Raw genomic sequence first — 20,289 nt, 5'->3', positions numbered from 1 at the left:
CGGTGTAGGAACCTCGATCTTCTCACCGGCAAAGTGCACCTGTCGCCATATCAGCTGCCACACACCCCGCACTACCTGCGGATTCGGGTCTGAGCACCGCGGCCGACGAGGCGCCGCTGGCCGCTCTGCTGGCCCCACGCTTCACGGTCGTCACGTACGACCGCCGGGGACGCGGGGCCAGTGGCGACGGCGGGCCGTACTCGGTCCGCCGTGAGATCGAGGACCTGGCGGCGGTGGCGTCGCGGGTGGGCGGCCGCGTCTCGTTGTTCGGCATGCTCTCCGGCGGTGCACTCGCTCTGGAGGCGCACGCCGGAGGCCTGCCCGTGGACCTGCTCGCGGTCTACGAACCCCCCTACGGCCTGCCGCAGACGTCGCGCTGCACGGCGCTGCACCGTCTGCTCGCGACGGGTGACCGGACGGGAGCCCTCGAGCTCCACCTGTCGCGGACGGGTGTCCCGGAGGCGACGATCGCCCGGATGCGCATGGCACCGCTGTGGCCGGGACTCGAAGCGATGGCCCACACCCTCGCGTACGACGACGCGCTGCTGGGCGACGGGGCTGTGCCCGCCGGGAGGTTCGCCTCCCTCACCGCGCGCACCCTCGTCGTGACGGGCGGGTTCAGCACGGCGCAGGCGCACGAGACGACGCTCGCCCTGGCGGCCGCCGTCCCCCGGGCCAGGCACCGCACGCTGACGGGTCAGACCCGCGAACTGGCACCGCACGTGATCGCACCGGTCCTCGCGGACTTCTTCACCCGGGACTCGTTCCTGCGCACCGCGTCCTGAGGGAGGCATCGCCGCGCACCGGGAACGGCGTCCGCGGTCACGACGCTTCCGCGACCGGGCACGGGCTCTGCCGCCGAGGATGTGCGGCAGGCACGAGGGGCGGGACTTCCGCGCGCGAGGATCTCGGCGCGGGGCCTCCGGCACGGCCGGGTCGTCGCAGGGGAGCGACCCGGCCGGCCCGGATGTGGTCAGCCGGCCGCGGCCGCCTTCTCGCGCCTGACCGTCGTCGCGATGGTGGCCGAGCCGACGACCCGCGTCCCGTCGTACAGCACGACCGCCTGGCCGGGGGCGACACCCCGCACCGGCGCGCTGAAGGTGACGGACAGGATGCCGTCGGCCAGCTCCGCCGTCACCTCGGTCTCCCCGCCGTGGGCGCGGAGCTGAGCGGTGTAGGCGCCCGGCCCGGAGGGGGCCGTGCCGCACCAGCGGGGCTTGATGGCGGTGAGAGCCGTGACGTCCAGCGCCTCGGCCGGGCCCACCGTCACCGTGTTGTTCACCGGCGAGATGTCCAGGACGTAGCGGGGCTTGCCGTCCGGGGCCGGGTGACCGATGCGCAGGCCCTTGCGCTGGCCGATGGTGAATCCGAAGGCGCCCTCGTGGGTGCCGACCTTCGCACCTGACTCGTCGAGGATGGCGCCCTCCGCGGGGCCGCCGAGGCGGCTCGCCAGGAAGCCCTGGGTGTCGCCGTCGGCGATGAAGCAGATGTCGTGGCTGTCGGGCTTCTTGGCCACCGCCAGGCCGCGGCGCTCGGCCTCGGCCCGGATCTCGTCCTTGGTGGTGAGCGTGTCACCCAGCGGGAACATCGCGTGGGCGAGCTGCTTCTCGTCCAGGACACCGAGGACGTAGCTCTGGTCCTTGGCCATGTCGGAGGCCCGGTGCATCTCCCGGGTGCCGTCCTCATTCAGCACGACCGTGGCGTAGTGACCGGTGCACACGGCGTCGAAGCCGAGCGCGAGTGCCTTGTCGAGCAGCGCCGCGAACTTGATCTTCTCGTTGCAGCGCAGGCACGGATTGGGCGTGCGCCCCGCCTCGTACTCCGCGACGAAGTCGTCCACGACGTCCTCGCGGAAGCGTTCGGCCAGGTCCCAGACGTAGAACGGGATCCCGATGACGTCCGCCGCACGGCGCGCGTCACGGGAGTCCTCGATGGTGCAACAGCCACGCGCGCCCGTGCGGAAGGACTGCGGGTTCGCGGAGAGGGCGAGGTGCACACCGGTCACGTCGTGGCCGGCCTCGGCGGCTCGGGCCGCGGCGACGGCGGAGTCGACTCCACCGGACATGGCGGCGAGCACGCGGAGGGGGCGCTGGGAGGTCTGAGTCATAGCTCCTCCAGAGTACGGGGCCCCGGGAACCGAATGCTCGCGGATATGCGTTGAGGAACACATGGGGAACAACGGGAGTGCCGGATCACCAGGGAAAGGCCCTGGTCACGGCATCAGTCGGCGGACGCTGCTCATCGGCGGCGGAGTCGCGGCAGCGGGCACGGCCGCTCTGGCAGCGGAGGAGATCAGGCGCGTCTGGTGGCGGGTGCCGGGCGTGGAGAAGCCGCGCGCGACCGGCGAGCTGGACTACGCCCCGGCGAAGTGGGTCGCCGCCTCCGAGGCGAACTGGCGGCGCGCCGACCGGCCGGACGACTACAGCGTGGACCGGGTGATCATCCATGTCACCCAGGGCAGCTTCGCCAGTGCGGTCAAGGTCTTCCAGGACCCCGCCCACCGGGCCGCCACGCACTACATCGTCGGGCAGGACGGCCGGGTGACGCAGATGATCCGCGAGCTGGACGTGGCGTTCCACGCGGGTAACCGCTCGTTCAACGAGCGCAGCGTCGGCATCGAGCACGAGGGCTTCGTGGACCGGCCGCAGGACCTCACGACGGCGATGTACAAGTCCTCGGCACGTCTGACAGCCGCGATATGCAAGCGGTACGGAATCCCCATCGACCGCGAGCACATCATCGGCCACGTGGAGGTGCCGGGCACGGACCACACCGACCCCGGCCCCTACTGGGACTGGAACCGCTACATGAAGCTGGTGCGTGCCGCGTCGACCGCTGGGCCGTCGGCGGCGGCCGGCTGAAACCGCCGCCCCGGGCGGCCCGAGGGCTAGCTGAGCCCCGCAGTCCTGGCCCGGTCGACCGCGGGACCGATCGCCCTCGCGAGTTCCTCGACGTCCCCGGCGGTGGAGGTGTGTCCGAGCGAGAAGCGCAGCGTGCCGCGCGCCAGGCCGGGGTCGGTGCCGGTGGCGAGCAGCACGTGGCTCGGCTGGGCTATACCCGCCGTGCACGCGGAACCGGTGGAGCACTCGATGCCCAGTGCGTCGAGCAGCAGCAGGAGGGAATCGCCCTCGCAGCCGGGGAAGGTGAAGTGGGCGTTGGCGGGCAGCCGGCCCCCCGGGGCCGGGTCGCCTCCGAGCAGTGCGTCGGGGACGGACTTCATCACGGCCGCCACCAGGTCGTCACGGAGCGCGCCGACCTCACGGACGAAGGCATCACGCCCCTCGACGGCGTGCCGGCCGGCGACGGCGAACGCCGCCACGGCGGCCACGTCGAGCGTTCCGGAGCGCACGTGCCGCTCCTGTCCCCCTCCGTGGAGCACGGGCACGGGCGTCTGGTCGCGACCCAGCAGCACCGCGCCGACGCCGACCGGGCCACCGATCTTGTGCGCGCTGACGGTCATCGCGGCCAGCCCGGAGCGTGCGAAGTCGACGTCCAGCTGACCGAACGCCTGCACCGCGTCGGCATGCATCGGCACACCGAACTCCTGTGCCACTTCAGTGAGTTCACGAATCGGCATGATGGTGCCGATCTCGTTGTTCGCCCACATCACTGTGATCATGGCGACGTCGTCCGGATTGCGGACGAGCGCCTCGCGCAGCGCGTCGGGGTGGACACGTCCGTAGGCGTCGACCGGCAGGTATTCGACCTCGGCGCCCTCGTGCTCGCCGAGCCAGTCCACGGCGTCGAGGACGGCGTGGTGCTCCACAGGGCTGGCGAGCACCCGGGTGCGCCGGGGATCGGCGTCGCGGCGGGCCCAGTACAGGCCCTTCACGGCGAGGTTGTCGGCCTCGGTGCCACCCGAGGTGAAGACCACCTCGCTCGGGCGCGCGCCGAGCGCATCGGCGAGGGTCTCTCTGGACTCCTCGACGGTACGGCGGGCTCGGCGCCCGGCGGCGTGCAGGGAGGACGCGTTGCCGGTGACGGCGAGCTGCGCGGTCATCGCCGCGATCGCCTCCGGAAGCATCGGTGTGGTCGCGGCGTGGTCGAGGTAAGCCATGGTGGAACCGATTCTACGAGCCTGTGGTGGGGCGCGTGCCGGGCGCATCGCGTCCCGGCGGGCGCCGGCGTCCCGGACGGCGCTCCAGCATGCTCCCGCCGCTCTCCCACCCGGAGCGGCGGCCACCCCTGGGCGGCCGCCGAAGCCGAGCCGGATTGTCCGGCCCGTGCCCGAAGGGCGGCTCGGCCCCGCTCCCGGTCGGATCCGTCACATCCCCGCTCCCCCGCGCCACGCCCTTTCCGCCTCGACGCCTCGTGCGGGCCTGTCCGGCCTTTGTCCGTGAGCAGCGGGGGCCGCCGCCGACCCGGCAACGGCACGGGGATCAGGACGCGTGGCGCGTCAGGCGCGCACCGACCGCCAGACGTACTCGGGCAGAAGAGCCGCCGCCCGATCAGCCCGCCAGGCTCCAGGAGACGGTGCCGTTGGCGGTCACGAGGGCCGCGAGGACGACCAGGTCGGCGATGCCCAGCCCCAGCCCGAGCAGCGCACGCCCGCGCCGGGTGGTCGACCGGGCGAGGGCGACGAGCGCCATCACGATGGCGACCGGCCCGAGCAGGATGTTCATCACCAGCAGGCCGAGCAGCCCGAGGACGAACGAGGCGACGGCCAGCCCGTCGGCCTCCCGGGACGGCTCGCGGGTTCGGGCCGCGGGGCTTGGGCCGGGGCCGGTTCCGGCCGGAGTGGCTCCGCCGGGAGGGTTCTTGCGGAACCGGGCGCCGGTGGAGCGGCTGGTGTGCGAGGTCGTGAGCGTCATGGTTCGGGCTCCTTCGTCAGCGGGTACGGCGGGCGAGGCGTTCGCGGACGCCGAAGACCGCCAGCCAGAGACCGATCACGGCCGCGGCGGCCAGGGTCAGTGGGAGCGGCAGGTGGGCGACCGCTCCGAGGACAACCCCCAGCAGGAGCAGGGCGGCGACGAGGACGAACATGCCGGGCCTTTCCGTGAGCTTTGAGAGTACGACTGTTCACTGAATTTGGAGTCTAGCCCCTTCACCCCCTTCCATGTCTCGGAGAACGGTTGTTTACTGAATGGCATGAGTCACACCGTCGGCATCCGTCAGGCCCAGAAGCTGAAGACGCGTCAGGCGCTCCTCGACGCGGCGCTAGCACTGCTGGAGCACCAGAGCCTCAGCAGTCTCGGCCTGCGCGAGGTGACGCGCGCCGTGGGCGTGGCCCCGACTGCCTTCTACCGGCACTTCGACGGCACGGCGGCACTGGGTGTGGCCCTGGTCGAGGAGACATTGGGCAGCCTGCACGGAATGATCGGCGCGATCCTCGCCGAGACGGGCGACACCGAGGAACGACTCGACCGCAGCGTCGAATTGATAGCGCGTCATGTAGCAGACCAGCCTGCTCATTTCAGGTTCATCGCCCGTGAGCAGCACGGCGGCGTCGGCCGGGTCCGCGACGCCATCGCCACCCAGCTGCGACTGTTCGCCGAAGAGGTGGCCGGGGTCCTGGGCGCAGAACCCGAGTCCACCGGGTGGGAACGGGACGACCTCCTCATGCTCGGCGGCCTGTACGTCGACCACATGGTGCTCACCGCCTCCGCGCTGCTGGACGCCGGCGCCGAGGGCGAGCAGGAGGTCGTCCGGGTGGCGCGACGCCGGCTGCGCCTGGTCACGCTCGGCCGGACCCACTGGCTGGACGCGCCGTAGGGTGAGAGGAGGCCGCGACCCGGGCTCCGGCCGGTCGGACCTCACCGCACCGTCATGGCGCGGGCGTCAGACGCGGGGCGCGCGTGCGAGCTGGCGGGACTGGGCCACTAGGCGTCCGGCGCTGTCCCAGACGTCCGCGCCCTCCTCCAGGAAGCCGCCCGCGAGGTTGCGGGTGGTGATGGAGACGCGCAGCGGACCGGGGGCCGGGCGGCAGCGGATGTGGGTGGTGAGTTCGATCGTGGGCGTCCAGCCCTTGAGGCCGAGCTCGAACGAGGTCGGCGGCAGCGCGTCGACCGTCAGCAGCAGCGAGAGCGGGTCGGCGTCGCGGCCGTCCGCGAGGCCGAACCAGCCCCGCATCTCACCCTTGCCCGAGGGAGCGCCGATGGCCCAGCCGATCGTCGCGGGATCGAGTTTGATGTCGAGCCGTTCGGTGATGGCCGAGCTCCCGGGAATGGGCGCGGGACCGTCTCCCGGGCCGAGGCAGTGCTCGATGGGCGGGATCACCGGCGGCTCCGCCGAGGTACGGACCTCGTCGGTCAGGCCGTCCAGGTCCCCGTAGGTGGCCAGCACCCGGATGCGCTCGATCTCGCTGCCGTCCTCCGCGAACTGGAAGAGCGACGCCTCGCCGGTGGAGAGTGTGCGGCCGGTACGGACGACCTGCGTGCGAATCACGGCCGGACCCGGGACGGAAGCCGTCAGGTAGTGCGCGGAGACCGAGAACGGATCGGAGTGCGGGAGCGCCTCACCGAGCGCGCGGCCGAGCATCGCGAGCAGATAGCCGCCGTTGACGGCGTGGATGATCGTCCATCCCGCGGAGAGTTCCGCGTCGTAGACGCCGTCCTCCCGGAGGGTGACCGCGGTGTCGCGGTCGAACTCGCTGTCCCCGATGGTCGCCCGTACCGCGTGTACCGCGCGCGACTCCTGCGCTGCTGCCTGTGCCATGGCATGCACGGTACACCGATCGTATTACTGAGCGGTAGCTTTTTGTTGCGGTCAGATGGCGGCCGGGTTGTCCTCCGCCGAGGCCGAGCGCCTGTTCCAGGCGCGCGGGGCCCTCCAGTGGAAGCGCATGGCCAGCAGCCGCAGGACGAAGGCGGTGATCACCGCGGCGCCGCTGGTGTAGGCGTTGAGCGTGTCGAAACGGATGCAGAGCACCACGGTCACGGCCCCGACGATGGCGGGCACGGCGTACAGGTCACGGTCCCAGCGCAGCAGCGAGGGAACCTCGTTGGCCAGGACGTCGCGCAGTACGCCGCCGCCGACCGCGGTGGCAAGTCCGAGAGCGGCCGACGAGGTGAGGCCCAGGCCGTAGTCGTACGCCTTGATCGTGCCGGACACGCAGAAGAGACCCAGCCCCGCCGCGTCGAAGACGTTGACACCTGCCTGGATGCGTTCCACATGCGGATGCAGGAAGAAGACGAGGCCGGCGGCGAGCAGCGGCGTGAGGAAGTAGCCGAGATCCGTGAAGGCCGCCGGGGGCAGCGCACCGATCATCACGTCACGGAAAATCCCTCCGCCCAGCGCTGTCACCTCCGCGAGCACCGCGATGCCGAAGACATCGAAGTTCTTGCGTACGGCGAGCAGGGCACCCGAGATCGCGAAGACGAAGATTCCTGCGATGTCGAGCGCATGCTGGACGGAGGGGGTGAAGAGTTCGTTGAGCACCGGGCAATTGTGCCGGTACTACTTCTTCGGCTTTTCCTCCGTACCGGTGGACGGTGCGGCGGACCCCTTGCCGGCGTCGTCGGAGGCGGCCTCAGCGGCCCCTTCCGGCTCGTCCGGCCCGGTGTTCCCGGCAGCCCCTTCCGGGCCGTCGGACGCTTCCGGCGCGGACGCCTCGGCAGCCTCGGACGCCTCGGGAGTCTCAGACGTCTCGGCAGCCTCGGACGCCTCGGGAGCCTCGGACGTCTCGGGAGCCTCGGACGTCTCGGGAGTTTCTGAGGCCTCGGCGACACCAGGGGCCTCAGCCGACTCGGCAGTCTCCGGAACCTCGATGATCTCGACGACCTCGGCAGCCTCGGCCGACGCGTCCGGCTCAGCCGTCACGGCGGCCTTCTCCGTGGCCACCGGCTCAGCCTTCTCCTCGGTGGCCGGCTCGCCCGTGGCCACCGACTTCACCGTGATGACGTCCGCGACGAGCGGCGCGTCCCCGGGGACCTGGTCCTCACCGTTCTCCGGGTGGTGGCACGCCACCTGGTGTCCGGTCTTGAGCTGCAGCAGCGGCGGCTCCGTGGTCTTGCAGACCTGCGTCGCCTTCCAGCACCGGGTGTGGAACCGGCAGCCGCTCGGCGGCGAGATCGGCGACGGCACATCGCCCTTGAGCAGGATGCGGTCGCTCTTCGCGCCACGCCGACGGGGGTCGGGCACCGGCACTGCGGACATCAGGGCCGTGGTGTACGGGTGCATCGGCGCCTCGTACAGCGAATTGCGGTCCGCGAGCTCGACGATCTTGCCGAGGTACATGACCGCGATCCGGTCCGACACGTGGCGGATGACCGACAGGTCGTGCGCGATGATCATGTACGTGAGCCCGAGCTCGTCCTGGAGGTCGTCCAGCAGGTTCACGACCTGCGCCTGGATCGACACGTCCAGCGCGGAGACGGGCTCGTCAGCGACGACCAGCTTCGGGTTGAGCGCGAGCGCCCGGGCGATACCGATGCGCTGACGCTGGCCGCCGGAGAACTCGTGCGGATAGCGGTTGTAGTGCTCGGGGTTGAGCCCCACCAGTTCCAGGAGCCGCTGGACCTCCGTCTTCACGCCGCCCTCGGGCTCGACGCTCTGAAGCCTGAACGGCGTGCCGACGATTCCGCCGACCGTGTGCCGCGGGTTCAGCGAACCGTACGGGTCCTGGAAGATCATCTGGATGTCGCGGCGCAACGGCCGCAGCCGGCCCGCGGACATGTGCGTGATGTCGCGGCCCTGGAACTCGACCGTGCCACCGGTCGGTTCGAGCAGACGCGTCACCAGCCGGCCCATGGTCGACTTGCCGCAGCCCGACTCACCGACCACTCCGAGGGTCTCACCGGGGCGGACGTCGAAGCTCAGCCCGTCGACAGCCTTGACCGCACCGACCTTGCGCTTCAGCACGCCCTTGGTGATCGGGAAGTGCTTGGCCAGACCCTCGACCCTGAGGAGCGGCTCCGACCCGGATCCTTCCGACCCGGCCGCGGGAGACGCGGGAGTCTTCTCGTTCAGATCAGTCACAGCTTCGGCGCAATCTCTTCGGTCCAGATCTGTTCCCGCTGCTCACGCGACATGTGGCACGCGGAGTAGTGCCCGGCGCCGGCCAGCTTCAGCTCAGGACGCTCGGTGCGGCTGATGTTGTCCGGCGGGACGTCGGCGTACGGGCAGCGCGGGTGGAAGGCGCAGCCGGACGGGACGTTGATGAGGCTGGGCGGCGAGCCCTTGACCGGGACGAGCCGGTCGGTCTGCTCGCGGTCGATGCGCGGCATCGAGCCCAGCAGCCCCCAGGTGTAGGGGTGCTGGGGCTCGTAGAAGACCTTCTCGGCGCTTCCCCGTTCGATGCAGCGGCCCGCGTACATGACCAGGAGGTCGTCCGCGATCTCGGCGACGACGCCGAGGTCGTGGGTGATCATGACGACGGCGGAGCCGAACTCCTTCTGCAGGTCGCGGATCAGGTCGAGGATCTGCGCCTGGACGGTGACGTCCAGGGCCGTCGTCGGCTCGTCGGCGATCAGCAGCTGAGGGTTGTTGACCAGGGCCATCGCGATCATGGCGCGCTGGCGCATACCGCCGGAGAACTGGTGCGGGTAGTCCTCGTAACGGCGGTGCGGTTCGGGGATTCCGACCCGGTCCAGCATCTCGACCGCGCGCTTCTTGGCCGTCTTCTTGTCGACCTTGTTGTGGACGCGGTAAGCCTCCACGATCTGCGCGCCGATGCTGTAGTACGGGTGCAGGGCCGACAGCGGGTCCTGGAAGATCATCGCCATCTTCTGGCCGCGCAGCTCGCGTACACGCTCGCGCCCGGCGCCGATCAGCTCCTCGCCGTCGAGCCAGATCTCACCGCCGATCCGGGCACGCTCCGAGGTGTGCAACCCCATGATCCCCAGCGAGGTCACGGACTTGCCGGACCCGGACTCGCCGACGATGCCGAGGGTCTGACCGGCCTTCAGGTCGAAGCTGACGCCGTCGACGGACTTGACCAGGCCGTCGTCGGTGTCGAAGTGGATGCTGAGGTTGCGTACGGAGAGGAACTCCTTCGCGTCCGCCGAAGCGTCCCGGGGAGCGGGGACCGTCACCGGCGCCGCCTCGGGCGCGGGAGTGTCCTTCTTGCCTACGTCGCTCATGAGAGCCTCACCCGGGGGTCGATCGCGGCGTACACGAGGTCCACCAGCAGGTTGCAGATGACGATGAAGAAGGCGGCGACCAGTGTCACGCCCATGACCTTGGGCAGGTCGGCCGTGGTCACGCCCTTGATGGCCATGTTCCCCAGGCCTTGGAAGCTGAAGACGTTCTCGGTGATGACCGCACCACCGAGCAGCAGCGCGAAGTCCATGCCGAAAATGGTGACGAGCGGGGTGAGCGCCGCGCGCAGGCCGTGCTTGACGACGACCTTGCGCTCCTGGAGGCCCTTGGCCCGTGCGGTGCGGATGTAGTCCTCACTCATCGTCTCCAGCATCCCGGCCCGGGTGAGCCGGGCGTAGAGCGCGGAGTACAGCAGAGCGAGCGTGCACCAGGGAAGGACCAGGCTGCCGGCCCACTCGACCGGGTTCTGGGTGAAGGGTACGTACTCCCCGTTGCCGAACAGCGCCAGGACGACGAGACCGGTGAAGAACATCGGCAGCGAGACACCCGCGAGGGCGACGCCCATGGAGAGGCGGTCGAAGAGCGACCCCCGCTTCAGGGCGGAGACCACACCGGCGGCGACACCGGAGACGACCCAGATGACGGCCGCACCGACGGCCATCGACAGCGTGACCGGGATGCGGTCGACGAGCTGCGGCCAGATCTCGGTGTGGGTCTTGAAGGAGTAACCGAAGCACGGTGCATGGCAGGTGACGGGGTCGGGACCGAACTGGTATTCGGCGCCGACGACGATGCCCTTGATGAAGTGCCAGTACTGCAGGTACAAGGGCTGGTCGAGCCCCAGGTTCTTCTTGACCGCGGCGATGACGTCGGGGTCTGGGCTCTTCCCGACGTACTGGGCGGCCATCGAGTCGAGGGTCTGCCCACCGAGGCGGGGGACCAGGAAGAAGATCGCGAACGTGACTGCGCTGACCACCAGCAGCAGCAACACCGCGGCGAATACGCGTCGGATGATGTACGCAGCCACAGCCGTGCGGCGCCGGGCGGGCGAGCGGGGTGACACCCGCCGGCCCGGCGCCTTCACCTGCCTTTCAAGAGATGCTGTCGATGAACAGGTGTTACTTGGTCGAGGTCATCAGCACGTAGTCGTACATGCCGAGGTAGGCGTCAGTGACCGTGACGTTCCCCGCCGAGTCCGGACGGTAGAGCAGGTTCTTGCGGTAGAAGAGCGGGACGACGGAGGCGTTCTCCATGACCTTCTGGTCCACCTCGCCCCACGCCGCGTTGCGCGCCGTGGTGTCGACGGTGCCGATGCCCTTGACGAGGAGCTCGTTGATCCCCTTGTCGTTGAGCTCCATCAGGTTCGTGCCACCGGACGGCTTGATGGCCGAGCCGTTCACGATCTGGTCGAGGAAGCCGAAGCCGGTCGGCCAGTCGGCGCCCCACGCCATCATCATCATGCCCGCGTTGTTCTTGTGGACCCAGGCCGGGACACCCGCGAAGTCGGTGAAGTACTTGTCGGCCGGGAACTGCTTGATGTCCGCCGTGACACCGATCTGCTTCAGGCTGTTCTGGAGCTGGGTGGCCGCGGTGATCTCGTCAGGGCGGTCCGAACGCGCCGTCAGCGTGGTCTTGAAGCCCTTGGGCTGACCGCACTTGGCCAGGTGTTCCTTCGCCTTGGCGACGTCGCCCTTACTGCCCTCGGACGGGTAGAGGTCGAACTTCTTGTAACCGGCGACGGTCGGGGGGATGACCGTGGTGGCCGGGTCACCCTTGACCGAGCCACCGATCGCGTCCACCATGCTCCGCTTGTCGACGACGTACTGCACGGCCTTGCGGCACTCGACGTTGTCGAACGGCTTCACGTTGACGTTCAGCGCCAGGTACTGCAAGGCGCCGGCGTACGGGTTGTCCGTCTTGGCCTTCTCGGCGGCCTTCACGAGGACCTTGGGCTGGGTCTTGGACTGCAGACCGGTGCCTCCGGCGTCAGCCGTGATCACGTCGTTGAGGAGGTGGTCGTCGACCGTGGTGGCGTTGACGTTGAGCTTGAGCTCGATCTTGTCCGGCAGCGCCTTGCGGATCGGGTCCGTCTTCGGGTCCCACTCCGGGTTGCGGACCAGCGTCGCGCCCTTGCTCTCGTCGTAGGCCGAGAACTTGTACGGACCGGAGGAGATCATCTTCTGGACGTAGCTGGCGCCCTTGTCGGCCTTCTGCGGGACCGGAGCGGTCTGCGAGAAGGCGGCGAGGTAGTCCATGTCCGCGAACGGCTTGTTCAGCTTGAAGACGATCGTGTAGTCGTCCGGGGTCTCGATGGACTTGAGGCCCTCAGGGGACTTGTCCTTGTACGGACCCTTGTACTTGTCGCCGCCTTCGAGGTACGCCTTGAAGTAGGTCGGACCGTTCGAGAGGGCCTCCGGCGCGAAGTTGGAGCGCTCGACGGCGTACTTGACGTCCTTCGAGGTGATCTCCGTGCCGTCCTCGAACTTCACGCCCTTGCGGATCGTGTAGGTCCAGGTCTTGGCGTCCGCGCTGGCCTTGCCCAGGCCGGTCGCGAGGTCGGGGACGACCTCCAGGCTCTCCTTGCCGGCGGCCGGCTTGAAGGTCACCAGGGAACGGCCGTACAGGCGGGAGAAGTTCTGCACCCAGCCGTAGTACGTGTTGCCCGGGTCCAGGGAGTCGGGACCACTGGAGTGCTCGAAGGTGACCGTCCCCCCCTTCTTGGCAGTCGGGTTGACGATCGACGTCAGACCGGCGTCGGCCTTGCCCCCGCCGCCGCCCCCCGCTCCGTCGGTGTCCTTGTCACTGCTGCTGCAGGCGGACGCGCCGAGCGCCACTGCAACGGCAACGGCTATGGCCGAAGCTGTCTTTCTGTTTCTCATGCTGAGGAAAGCCCCCTCGATCGAACGGTGCGGCATGGCCGCGATTACTTGCCACGAGGGTCGAGTGCGTCGCGCAGCCCGTCCCCCAGCAGATTGAAGGCCAGCACGGTGATGAAGATCGCCATGCCGGGGATGACCATGAACATCGGGTCGACCTCGTAGAGGTCGACCGCCTGGGTGAGCATTCCGCCCCAGGAGGCCTGCGGCGGCGCGATACCGACGCCGAGGAAGCTGAGGGATGCCTCGAAGAGGATGTTCGTGGGGATCAGGAGCGTCGCGTAGACCAGGATCGGCGCGATCAGGTTCGGCAGCAGTTCCCGGAAGAGGATGAAGGGACCGCGGGCGCCGAGCGACTTCGCGGCCTCGACGAACTCCCGCTCGCGGAGCGACAAGGTCTGGGCGCGGACGATGCGGCCGATGTAGGGCCAGCTGAAGAAGCCGATGACGAAGATCAGAACCGCGATCCGCAGCGTGAGCCCCTGCAGCCCGAACGCCTCTCCCTGCAGGGAGGCCGAGATGGAGATCGCGAAGAGCAGCAGCGGGAACGCCAGGAAGGTGTCCATCAGCCGGCTGATGAAGCTGTCCACCCAGCCGCCGTAGAAGCCCGCGACGACGCCCATGACAACACCGATCACGACCGAGAGCAGCGTGGAACCGACGGCGACCACCAGCGAGACCCAGGAGCCCTCGAGGATGCGCGCCAGGATGTCGCGGCCCGTCTGCGGCTCGACCCCGAACGGGTGGTCCAAGCTGATGCCGCCGAAGTCCCCCTTGGGCGCCAGCAGTACGGGGTCGACCAGGCTCTGGTTGAAGGCGTCGGGATCGAGCCCGAGGAGCGCCTGGAGCGGCTTGGACAGCAGGGCGGTGAGGATCAGCAGCACGACAACGACGCCACCGGCCATAGCGGCCTTGTCCCGCTTGAAGCGGGTCCAGGCGATCCGGCCGAGCGAACGGCCCTCGATCTGCTTGCGCGGGGCGCCTTCCAGCACCGCTTCGGGCTGCACATCCGCCCTGGTGGTCTCGATAGGTGCCGTCATTGCGGTGGAGACCCCTCTCGGCCGACGGTGGCCGGCCCATGACCGCCGCTGTAGCGGCTCGTACAAAACGTGACACACGTGATCGCACACCCCCGAACTGGCCCTGTTTGAAGGAGGGATGCGCGGGGCAGGGAACACCTGCTGTGTGGAGTCTGAAGTCACTTGGCGATCACCCGCCAGACCTGACGGGGAATGTTTGCTCAAACGTGATGCTGTCCAGAGGCTTCCGTTATCCGGACAGCTGTGCCTCGTGAGCGGACCTCTCGGCCCCTAATCCGCCATAGCGGACATGCCGCGCAAGCGCGTTGATGTGGTGGCCAATTGGCCTTCGGCCGTGTCGGCGGCCGACGCCCCGTCAGTACGCCCGGGAGGCCGGGCCGGGGGCCGGCGGGTAGCCGTAACCCGTGGCGGGTGCGGGGGCGTGGGCCTCGCGGTCGTAGAACGGGCGGGAGTTGGCACGGAGCCACATCGCGACCGGGTCGTACTCGTCGGACATCGAGACCGTGGAGACGGGCAGGCCGTCGGGCACCACACCGATCGACTGCTGCATCATCGCGCGCACCGCGTCGACGGACGGCCGGCCGGTGTCGTAGAGGTCGAGCCCGATCGCGAGGTACGGGACGCCGAGCGCGGGCTGCACCCAGGCGCGCCTCAGCGCACGGACCGCGGGGGTGCGATGGGCGTTCTGCGACAGCAGGGCGTAGAACTGCGGGATCTCGATGGCTGGTTCGGACAGCCGCAACGGGCCCGCGGGCATGCGGTCGAGGCCGGTCGCGATACGCCGCAGGTCCAGCCAGGGGATGCCGACGCCGCCACCCGGGGCGTGCGGGTTGAGCCAGATGCCCCAGCGGTCAGGGAAGAGAGAACGGGCGATGTCACGGCCGGTCGTGACCTCGTGGGCCCTGTTCCAGCCGCTCGCGGCGAGCTCCTGGGCCGAGGTCACGCAGGGGGCGTAACCGAGGCCCTCGACGGCCATGTTGCCGTACTGCGCGTAGGGGGAGCCCGCCGTGCCGTGCCAGAGCAGCATCCAGACCTGTCCCCCGGCCAGGGACCTCAGCAGTTCCTCGTACATGTCGAGGCGCCCGGGGGTCACTTGGCGCAGCATGTGCTCGACGTCTCCCCGAGCTCTCTGCTTCGCTTGAGCGGGGGGACCCCCGTGAGCAGGGGATACCCCATCGGCCGCCCCCGTGCCTGACGCACTCACCCTGGGTCCCGCCCCTCTTCGATCCGCTGTTCCGCCGCCCGCGTGCTCCGCGGTGCCGTAACGCCGCTTCCGAGCGCACCGGCCCGGCCATCAAACCAGCTTATGCGCCGCCCCTGACACCGTCCTGACGCCACGTGGCGGAGCGCCACTCCGCACTCAGTACGCCTCGCGCACGTAGAACGGGCGGACCTTGTCCAGCATCCAGTCGCCCACCGGGTCCTGCGCCACGTCGAGCAGGACGAGATTGACCGGCCAGGGCACCTGGACGCGGCCGAGGGCTCGGCCGAGCGCGTCCATCGGGGCGCTCTGCCCGGCGGCGTCGAGGGCGGCGGACTCGACGCCGACGAACAGGACGGGGCTGTCGCCCTCGATGCTGGCCAGGGCCCGGCGGGCGGTGCTCACCACGCCCGTCGCCTGGAACTCGGCGGACACCGCGGCCAGGAAGTCGACCGGGTCCTCCTTCCAGTCCGGCTGGAACAGCCGCACCCGGCCTCCGCTCGCGGAACCGTCCAGCGCGGTGCGGCCGGTCCGGCAGAGCTCCGCGACGGCGGGCGGCGGCAGGGGCAGGCCGACGACGCCCCCGGGGTTCACCGCGATACCGACCTGCGGGGGCAGTCCGCGGGCGAACTCGCGTGCGGGCGCCACCGTGAAGGAGAGGTGCGTTCCGACGCACTGGAGGAACTGCGCCTCGGAGCTGAACACGGGGACGTAGGCGGCGCCGCCGATGTCGACGGTCGGCAGGTCCAGATCGGCGCTGCCGGGCCCGCCGCCGTTCGGTAGGGGCACCCAGACGTGGCTGCGGCCGAGCACCTCGACCAGCCGGCCGCCTGCTCCGGGTATGCCGATGGAGGCGCCGAGCACTTCTTCGAGCTCGTTGGCCGGCCATCCGTTCGACTGATGGGGCGCGGCCTGGGCCGGAATGTCCACGGTGTCTGTGTCCCTTTCTCGCCATGCTGTGCGGCAGAAACCTTAGACCGGGTCGAGCCCCGGATACACGGCCGCGGACGGGAGGGGCACCCGGACCCGACACGGTGTCCAGATTCCGGACAACCAGCCGGTCCGCCGCGAACTGTGCGTATGCGAACGGTGACGCCCAGCCGCCCGAGCCGCACTCGGGCGGCTACTCCCGCGGAAGCCGCGCCTCCGGGAAGGTGATCCGGCCGACGGCCCCTGCGGACTCCCGGTCGAGCAGCACCGCCGAAGCGCACCCCGGCGGCAGCAGTCCGCTCTCGGTGTCGCGTAGCAGCCGCCTCACCGCGCGCCGGTGCCGGGCGAAGGCGTAACCGGAGACCCCGCGCCCGCGCTCCCGCTGCCCTTGCCTCGCCACCCCGGGGGCGACGTCGAGCAGCACGAGGTGGAGTTCGCGGCCCCGGCGCCGGGCCTCACGCGCCAGCCAGCGGCGCACCCATGCCTGCGTACCGCAGTCGTGCACGACCGCGGACGCCCCGGAGCGAAGGGTGCGCCACAGCCCGGCGTAGTGCGCCGCGCGCACCAGGGGGCGGTAGAGCGCGTACGGGAATAATCCGGGCAGAGCCGCCGCCCAGCGGTCCCTGGTGTCCTGGGAGTCGATCGCGTGCTCCCCGACCGCACGCCGGATCAGGGTCGACTTGCCGCTGCCGGGCAGCCCCGAGACCACCACCACGTCGCCGGCGGCGAAGTCCAGACTGCGTGGCCCCTGCCCCTCCGCACCCCGCAGGTCACGCACCACCGGCGCGGGCCCGCCCATCACCTCCCCGGCCGGGACACCCGGCTGCCGGGGCATCACCTCGTGCGTGACCCCCGTGGTCGTCGCGTAGCGCTGCAACCTCATCGCCGTCCCCCTGCCGATTCACCCACTGACCTGCACAAGAAGTGTAAAGAAAAGGTAATGCGGCACAACCGGTCCGGACGTTACGTGTCGCGGTCGGCCGGCTTCGGGCACCCGCACGGACCTGGACGCCCCACTCTCTCCCAATGCGTGCGATGATGACCCCGCCAATTGCATACCGGCCGTTTGAATCCGCGCGGGAGAGTCCCGGTCACCGTGTGCGCCGGGCGCCGAAGGAGCAAGTTCCTCCCTTGAATCTCTCAGGCCCCGTACCGCGTGGATGAGGCAGATCTGAAAAGCGGGCCGCTACGCGGCTCCACCCAAGGTGCAAGCCGAACCCGAAGGACATCACCCTTCAGGACCCTTTCAGGGGGTCTCGGCGAACCTCTCAGGTTCCGATGACAGATGGGGAGGGATCAACCCTCTGTCGTCATGCCCTGGAGCCATGTCCATGAGCACTGCCCCGAGCGCCGCCCCCCGCCTCACCGCCCTCGACGCCCTGCACCGGTCGCTGGGCGCCACCATGACCGACTTCGCGGGCTGGGACATGCCGCTGCGGTACGCCAGCGAGCGCGACGAGCACAACGCCGTACGCACCCGGGCGGGTCTGTTCGACCTGTCGCACATGGGCGAGATCACCGTCACCGGCCCGCAGGCCTCCGCCTTCCTTGCCTACGCGCTGGTCGGTAACATCGCCACCGTCGGGGTGGGCCGGGCCCGCTACACCATGATCGTCGCGGCGGACGGCGGGATCCTTGACGACCTGATCGTCTACCGCCTGGCGGACACCGAGTTCATGGTCGTCGCCAACGCCGGCAACGCCCAGCTGGTCCTGGACACACTCACCGAGCGCGCGGCGGGCTTCGAGACCGAGGTGCGGGACGACCGCGAGGCCTACGCGCTGCTCGCCGTACAGGGGCCCGACTCACCCGCCGTACTGAAGTCGGTCACGGACGCCGACCTGGACGGACTGAAGTACTACGCGGGCCTGCCGGGCACGGTCGCGGGCGTCCCCGCACTCATCGCCCGTACCGGCTACACGGGCGAGGACGGCTTCGAGCTCTTCGTCGCCCCCGAGCACGCCGAGCAGCTGTGGACGGCCCTCACCGAGGCCGGCGCGCCCTACGGCCTGATCCCCTGCGGGCTCTCCTGCCGCGACACGCTCCGCCTGGAAGCGGGCATGCCGCTGTACGGACACGAGCTCACCACGGCGCTGACCCCCTTCGACGCCGGCCTCGGCCGGGTGGTGAAGTTCGAGAAGGAGGGCGACTTCGTCGGCCGTGAGGCGCTGTCCGCCGCGGCCGAGCGCGCGGAGGCCGCCCCGCCCCGCAAGCTCGTGGGCCTGATCGCCGAGGGCCGCCGGGTGCCCCGCGCGGGCTTCTCCGTCATGGCAGGCGGGAAGGTCGTCGGCGAGGTCACCTCCGGTGCCCCGTCGCCCACCCTGGGCAAGCCGATCGCCATGGCCTACGTGGACGCGGCGTACGCCGAACCCGGCACCGAGGGTGTCGGCGTCGACATCCGGGGCACGCACGAGCCCTACGAGGTCGTGGCGCTGCCGTTCTACAAGCGCCGCAAGTGACACGGGCGCGGCGCGTCCACGTGACGCAGTCGTGTCTCACACCGTAAGACCACTGTTCATCAGCACTCCCCCGCGTACAGGAGAATTCAGGTCATGAGCAACCCCCAGCAGCTTCGGTTCAGCAAGGAGCACGAGTGGCTGTCGGCCCTCGAGGACGGCGTGGCCACGGTCGGGATCACCGAGTACGCGGCCAACGCGCTCGGTGACGTCGTCTACGCCCAGCTCCCGGAGGTCGGTGACACGGTGACCGCGGGCGAGACCTGCGGTGAGCTGGAGTCGACCAAGTCGGTCAGCGACCTGTACTCGCCGGTTACCGGCGAGGTGACCGCGGCCAACCAGGACGTCGTGGACGACCCGTCGCTGGTGAACTCCGCCCCCTTCGAGGGCGGCTGGCTGTTCAAGGTGCGCGTCGCGGAGGAGCCGAAGGACCTTCTCTCCGCCGACGAGTACACCGCGTTCTCCGGCAACTGAGACCCCAAGGGACCCACTGATGTCGCTTCTCAACTCCTCCCTGCACGAGCTGGACCCGGACGTCGCCGCCGCCGTCGACGCCGAGCTCCACCGTCAGCAGTCCACCCTCGAGATGATCGCCTCGGAGAACTTCGCTCCGGTGGCCGTCATGGAGGCGCAGGGCTCGGTCCTCACGAACAAGTACGCCGAGGGCTACCCCGGCCGCCGCTACTACGGTGGCTGCGAGCACGTCGACGTGGTCGAGCAGATCGCGATCGACCGCATCAAGGCGCTCTTCGGCGCCGAGGCCGCGAACGTCCAGCCGCACTCGGGTGCGCAGGCCAATGCCGCCGCGATGTTCGCGCTGCTGAAGCCGGGCGACACGATCATGGGTCTCAACCTGGCCCACGGCGGTCACCTGACCCACGGCATGAAGATCAACTTCTCCGGCAAGCTCTATAACGTGGTCCCCTACCACGTCGACGACACCGGAGTCGTGGACATGGCTGAGGTCGAGCGTCTCGCCAAGGAGTCGAAGCCGAAGCTCATCGTGGCCGGCTGGTCCGCCTACCCCCGCCAGCTGGACTTCGCCGCCTTCCGCCGCATCGCGGACGAGGTCGGCGCGTACCTGATGGTCGACATGGCGCACTTCGCGGGCCTCGTGGCCGCGGGTCTGCACCCCAACCCGGTGCCGCACGCCCACGTCGTGACGACGACCACGCACAAGACCCTCGGCGGTCCGCGCGGTGGCGTCATCCTGTCGACGCAGGAGCTCGCCAAGAAGATCAACTCGGCGGTCTTCCCCGGTCAGCAGGGTGGTCCGCTGGAACACGTGATCGCGGCCAAGGCCGTCTCGTTCAAGGTCGCGGCGACCGAGGAGTTCAAGGAGCGCCAGCAGCGCACCCTGGACGGCGCCCGTATCCTGGCCGAGCGCCTGGTCCAGCCGGACGTCACCGAGGTGGGCGTCTCCGTGCTCTCCGGCGGCACGGACGTCCACCTGGTCCTGGTCGACCTGCGCAACTCCGAGCTGGACGGTCAGCAGGCCGAGGACCGGCTCCACGAGCTGGGCATCACGGTCAACCGCAACGCCATCCCGAACGACCCGCGGCCCCCGATGGTCACCTCGGGCCTGCGGATCGGCACCCCGGCCCTGGCCACCCGCGGCTTCCAGGCCGAGGACTTCACCGAGGTCGCGGAGATCATCGCCGCAGCGCTGAAGCCCGCCTTCGACGCCGAGGCGCTGAAGGCGCGCGTGACCGCGCTGGCGGAGAAGTTCCCGCTGTACGCCGGCCTCAAGTAGGACACCCGCAATTTGCACGCAGGGTGGGGGCACCGCGCACACTGAAGAGTGAGCG

The 20,289-nt window shown here is 69.9% G+C and carries 19 protein-coding genes, 1 pseudogene and 1 riboswitch; of the genes and pseudogenes, 6 read left to right on the top strand and 14 right to left on the bottom strand.

The window, feature by feature from the left end:
- Positions 1-86 precede the first annotated feature (86 nt).
- Positions 87-785, top strand: a pseudogene (locus tag ACFU5K_RS27565) (alpha/beta fold hydrolase); the annotation flags it as partial.
- A 188-nt stretch (positions 786-973) separates the two neighbouring features.
- Here ACFU5K_RS27565 and mnmA read toward each other — a convergent pair.
- The gene (gene mnmA, locus ACFU5K_RS27560; RefSeq protein ID WP_384066385.1) at positions 974-2,107 is read right to left on the bottom strand and encodes a tRNA 2-thiouridine(34) synthase MnmA; all 1,134 of its coding nucleotides are present in this window, start codon (positions 2,105-2,107) and stop codon (positions 974-976) included.
- 61 nt (positions 2,108-2,168) lie between these two features.
- Between mnmA and ACFU5K_RS27555 the strand changes: the two genes are divergently transcribed.
- Positions 2,169-2,861 (top strand): N-acetylmuramoyl-L-alanine amidase, encoded by a 693-nt coding sequence (locus ACFU5K_RS27555; RefSeq protein WP_384066383.1) that lies wholly within the window; start codon positions 2,169-2,171, stop codon positions 2,859-2,861.
- A 26-nt stretch (positions 2,862-2,887) separates the two neighbouring features.
- Here ACFU5K_RS27555 and ACFU5K_RS27550 read toward each other — a convergent pair whose 3' ends face one another.
- The 3 genes from ACFU5K_RS27550 to ACFU5K_RS27540 all read right to left on the bottom strand — a co-directional run bounded on the left by ACFU5K_RS27550 (position 2,888) and on the right by ACFU5K_RS27540 (position 4,983).
- A complete protein-coding gene (locus tag ACFU5K_RS27550; protein ID WP_384066381.1) occupies positions 2,888-4,057 on the bottom strand; it encodes a cysteine desulfurase family protein in 1,170 nt (389 codons plus the stop codon).
- 391 nt (positions 4,058-4,448) lie between these two features.
- Entirely contained in the window at positions 4,449-4,811 is a 363-nt protein-coding gene (locus ACFU5K_RS27545; RefSeq protein WP_384066379.1) for a DUF4190 domain-containing protein, read from the bottom strand.
- A 16-nt stretch (positions 4,812-4,827) separates the two neighbouring features.
- Complete coding sequence (locus ACFU5K_RS27540) at positions 4,828-4,983, bottom strand: hypothetical protein (RefSeq protein ID WP_384066377.1); 156 nt, start codon at positions 4,981-4,983, stop codon at positions 4,828-4,830.
- A gap of 105 nt (positions 4,984-5,088) precedes the next feature.
- On the opposite strand from ACFU5K_RS27540, the gene ACFU5K_RS27535 reads away from it, so the two are divergent.
- Positions 5,089-5,712 carry a TetR family transcriptional regulator gene (locus ACFU5K_RS27535; RefSeq protein WP_384066375.1) on the top strand — a complete coding sequence of 208 codons (624 nt, stop codon included), beginning with the start codon at positions 5,089-5,091 and terminating at the stop codon, positions 5,710-5,712.
- Positions 5,713-5,778: 66 nt separating this feature from the next.
- On the opposite strand, the gene ACFU5K_RS27530 is transcribed toward ACFU5K_RS27535, so the two are convergent.
- From ACFU5K_RS27530 to ACFU5K_RS27485, 10 genes are all read right to left on the bottom strand, one after another.
- Positions 5,779-6,654: a thioesterase family protein gene (locus tag ACFU5K_RS27530; RefSeq protein ID WP_384066373.1), complete on the bottom strand. Its 876-nt coding sequence runs from the start codon at positions 6,652-6,654 to the stop codon at positions 5,779-5,781.
- A gap of 51 nt (positions 6,655-6,705) precedes the next feature.
- Positions 6,706-7,377, bottom strand: coding sequence for a trimeric intracellular cation channel family protein (locus ACFU5K_RS27525; protein ID WP_384066371.1), 672 nt, complete (start codon positions 7,375-7,377; stop codon positions 6,706-6,708).
- 18 nt (positions 7,378-7,395) lie between these two features.
- Positions 7,396-8,916 (bottom strand): dipeptide ABC transporter ATP-binding protein, encoded by a 1,521-nt coding sequence (locus tag ACFU5K_RS27520; protein ID WP_384066369.1) that lies wholly within the window; start codon positions 8,914-8,916, stop codon positions 7,396-7,398.
- The gene (locus ACFU5K_RS27515) at positions 8,913-10,019 is read right to left on the bottom strand and encodes an ABC transporter ATP-binding protein (RefSeq protein ID WP_384066367.1); all 1,107 of its coding nucleotides are present in this window, start codon (positions 10,017-10,019) and stop codon (positions 8,913-8,915) included. Before ACFU5K_RS27515 ends, ACFU5K_RS27520 begins: the two co-directional genes overlap by 4 nt.
- On the bottom strand, positions 10,016-11,005 hold the full coding sequence (locus ACFU5K_RS27510; RefSeq protein ID WP_384066365.1) for an ABC transporter permease: 990 nt from the start codon (positions 11,003-11,005) through the stop codon (positions 10,016-10,018). The genes ACFU5K_RS27515 and ACFU5K_RS27510 overlap by 4 nt, the downstream gene beginning before the upstream one ends.
- A 91-nt stretch (positions 11,006-11,096) precedes the next feature.
- Positions 11,097-12,857 (bottom strand): ABC transporter substrate-binding protein, encoded by a 1,761-nt coding sequence (locus tag ACFU5K_RS27505; protein ID WP_384066363.1) that lies wholly within the window; start codon positions 12,855-12,857, stop codon positions 11,097-11,099.
- Positions 12,858-12,901: 44 nt separating this feature from the next.
- Positions 12,902-13,894 (bottom strand): ABC transporter permease, encoded by a 993-nt coding sequence (locus tag ACFU5K_RS27500; protein WP_384066361.1) that lies wholly within the window; start codon positions 13,892-13,894, stop codon positions 12,902-12,904.
- A 355-nt stretch (positions 13,895-14,249) separates the two neighbouring features.
- Positions 14,250-15,098 carry an enhanced serine sensitivity protein SseB C-terminal domain-containing protein gene (locus ACFU5K_RS27495; protein WP_384066359.1) on the bottom strand — a complete coding sequence of 283 codons (849 nt, stop codon included), beginning with the start codon at positions 15,096-15,098 and terminating at the stop codon, positions 14,250-14,252.
- Positions 15,099-15,254: 156 nt separating this feature from the next.
- Positions 15,255-16,025, bottom strand: coding sequence for an enhanced serine sensitivity protein SseB (locus tag ACFU5K_RS27490; protein ID WP_384066357.1), 771 nt, complete (start codon positions 16,023-16,025; stop codon positions 15,255-15,257).
- 193 nt (positions 16,026-16,218) lie between these two features.
- The gene (locus tag ACFU5K_RS27485) at positions 16,219-16,908 is read right to left on the bottom strand and encodes an AAA family ATPase (RefSeq protein ID WP_384066355.1); all 690 of its coding nucleotides are present in this window, start codon (positions 16,906-16,908) and stop codon (positions 16,219-16,221) included.
- Positions 16,909-17,092: 184 nt separating this feature from the next.
- A riboswitch (glycine riboswitch) is annotated at positions 17,093-17,190 on the top strand.
- Between the two features lie 166 nt (positions 17,191-17,356).
- Between ACFU5K_RS27485 and gcvT the strand changes: the two genes are divergently transcribed.
- From gcvT to glyA, 3 genes are all read left to right on the top strand, one after another.
- Positions 17,357-18,484, top strand: a complete 1,128-nt coding sequence (gcvT, locus tag ACFU5K_RS27480) for a glycine cleavage system aminomethyltransferase GcvT (RefSeq protein WP_384066353.1) — start codon at positions 17,357-17,359, stop codon at positions 18,482-18,484.
- Between the two features lie 93 nt (positions 18,485-18,577).
- On the top strand, positions 18,578-18,955 hold the full coding sequence (gcvH, locus tag ACFU5K_RS27475) for a glycine cleavage system protein GcvH (RefSeq protein WP_384066351.1): 378 nt from the start codon (positions 18,578-18,580) through the stop codon (positions 18,953-18,955).
- 19 nt (positions 18,956-18,974) lie between these two features.
- Complete coding sequence (gene glyA / locus ACFU5K_RS27470) at positions 18,975-20,234, top strand: serine hydroxymethyltransferase (protein WP_384066350.1); 1,260 nt, start codon at positions 18,975-18,977, stop codon at positions 20,232-20,234.
- Positions 20,235-20,289: the final 55 nt, after the last annotated feature.

This window comes from Streptomyces sp. NPDC057428 (genome assembly GCF_042803195.1).
Lineage (GTDB): Bacteria > Actinomycetota > Actinomycetes > Streptomycetales > Streptomycetaceae > Streptomyces.
This window is presented reverse-complemented; position numbering and strand designations above follow the sequence as displayed.

Coding starts and splice junctions, on each gene's coding strand:
- gcvT (WP_384066353.1), top strand. CDS start 17,357: ATGAGCACTGCCCCGAGCGCCGCCCCCCGCCTCACCGCCCTCGACGCC.
- gcvH (WP_384066351.1), top strand. CDS start 18,578: ATGAGCAACCCCCAGCAGCTTCGGTTCAGCAAGGAGCACGAGTGGCTG.
- ACFU5K_RS27485 (WP_384066355.1), bottom strand. CDS start 16,908: ATGAGGTTGCAGCGCTACGCGACGACCACGGGGGTCACGCACGAGGTG.
- ACFU5K_RS27540 (WP_384066377.1), bottom strand. CDS start 4,983: ATGTTCGTCCTCGTCGCCGCCCTGCTCCTGCTGGGGGTTGTCCTCGGA.
- glyA (WP_384066350.1), top strand. CDS start 18,975: ATGTCGCTTCTCAACTCCTCCCTGCACGAGCTGGACCCGGACGTCGCC.
- ACFU5K_RS27505 (WP_384066363.1), bottom strand. CDS start 12,857: ATGAGAAACAGAAAGACAGCTTCGGCCATAGCCGTTGCCGTTGCAGTG.
- ACFU5K_RS27500 (WP_384066361.1), bottom strand. CDS start 13,894: ATGACGGCACCTATCGAGACCACCAGGGCGGATGTGCAGCCCGAAGCG.
- ACFU5K_RS27515 (WP_384066367.1), bottom strand. CDS start 10,019: ATGAGCGACGTAGGCAAGAAGGACACTCCCGCGCCCGAGGCGGCGCCG.
- ACFU5K_RS27545 (WP_384066379.1), bottom strand. CDS start 4,811: ATGACGCTCACGACCTCGCACACCAGCCGCTCCACCGGCGCCCGGTTC.
- ACFU5K_RS27535 (WP_384066375.1), top strand. CDS start 5,089: ATGAGTCACACCGTCGGCATCCGTCAGGCCCAGAAGCTGAAGACGCGT.
- mnmA (WP_384066385.1), bottom strand. CDS start 2,107: ATGACTCAGACCTCCCAGCGCCCCCTCCGCGTGCTCGCCGCCATGTCC.
- ACFU5K_RS27530 (WP_384066373.1), bottom strand. CDS start 6,654: ATGGCACAGGCAGCAGCGCAGGAGTCGCGCGCGGTACACGCGGTACGG.
- ACFU5K_RS27555 (WP_384066383.1), top strand. CDS start 2,169: ATGGGGAACAACGGGAGTGCCGGATCACCAGGGAAAGGCCCTGGTCAC.
- ACFU5K_RS27550 (WP_384066381.1), bottom strand. CDS start 4,057: ATGGCTTACCTCGACCACGCCGCGACCACACCGATGCTTCCGGAGGCG.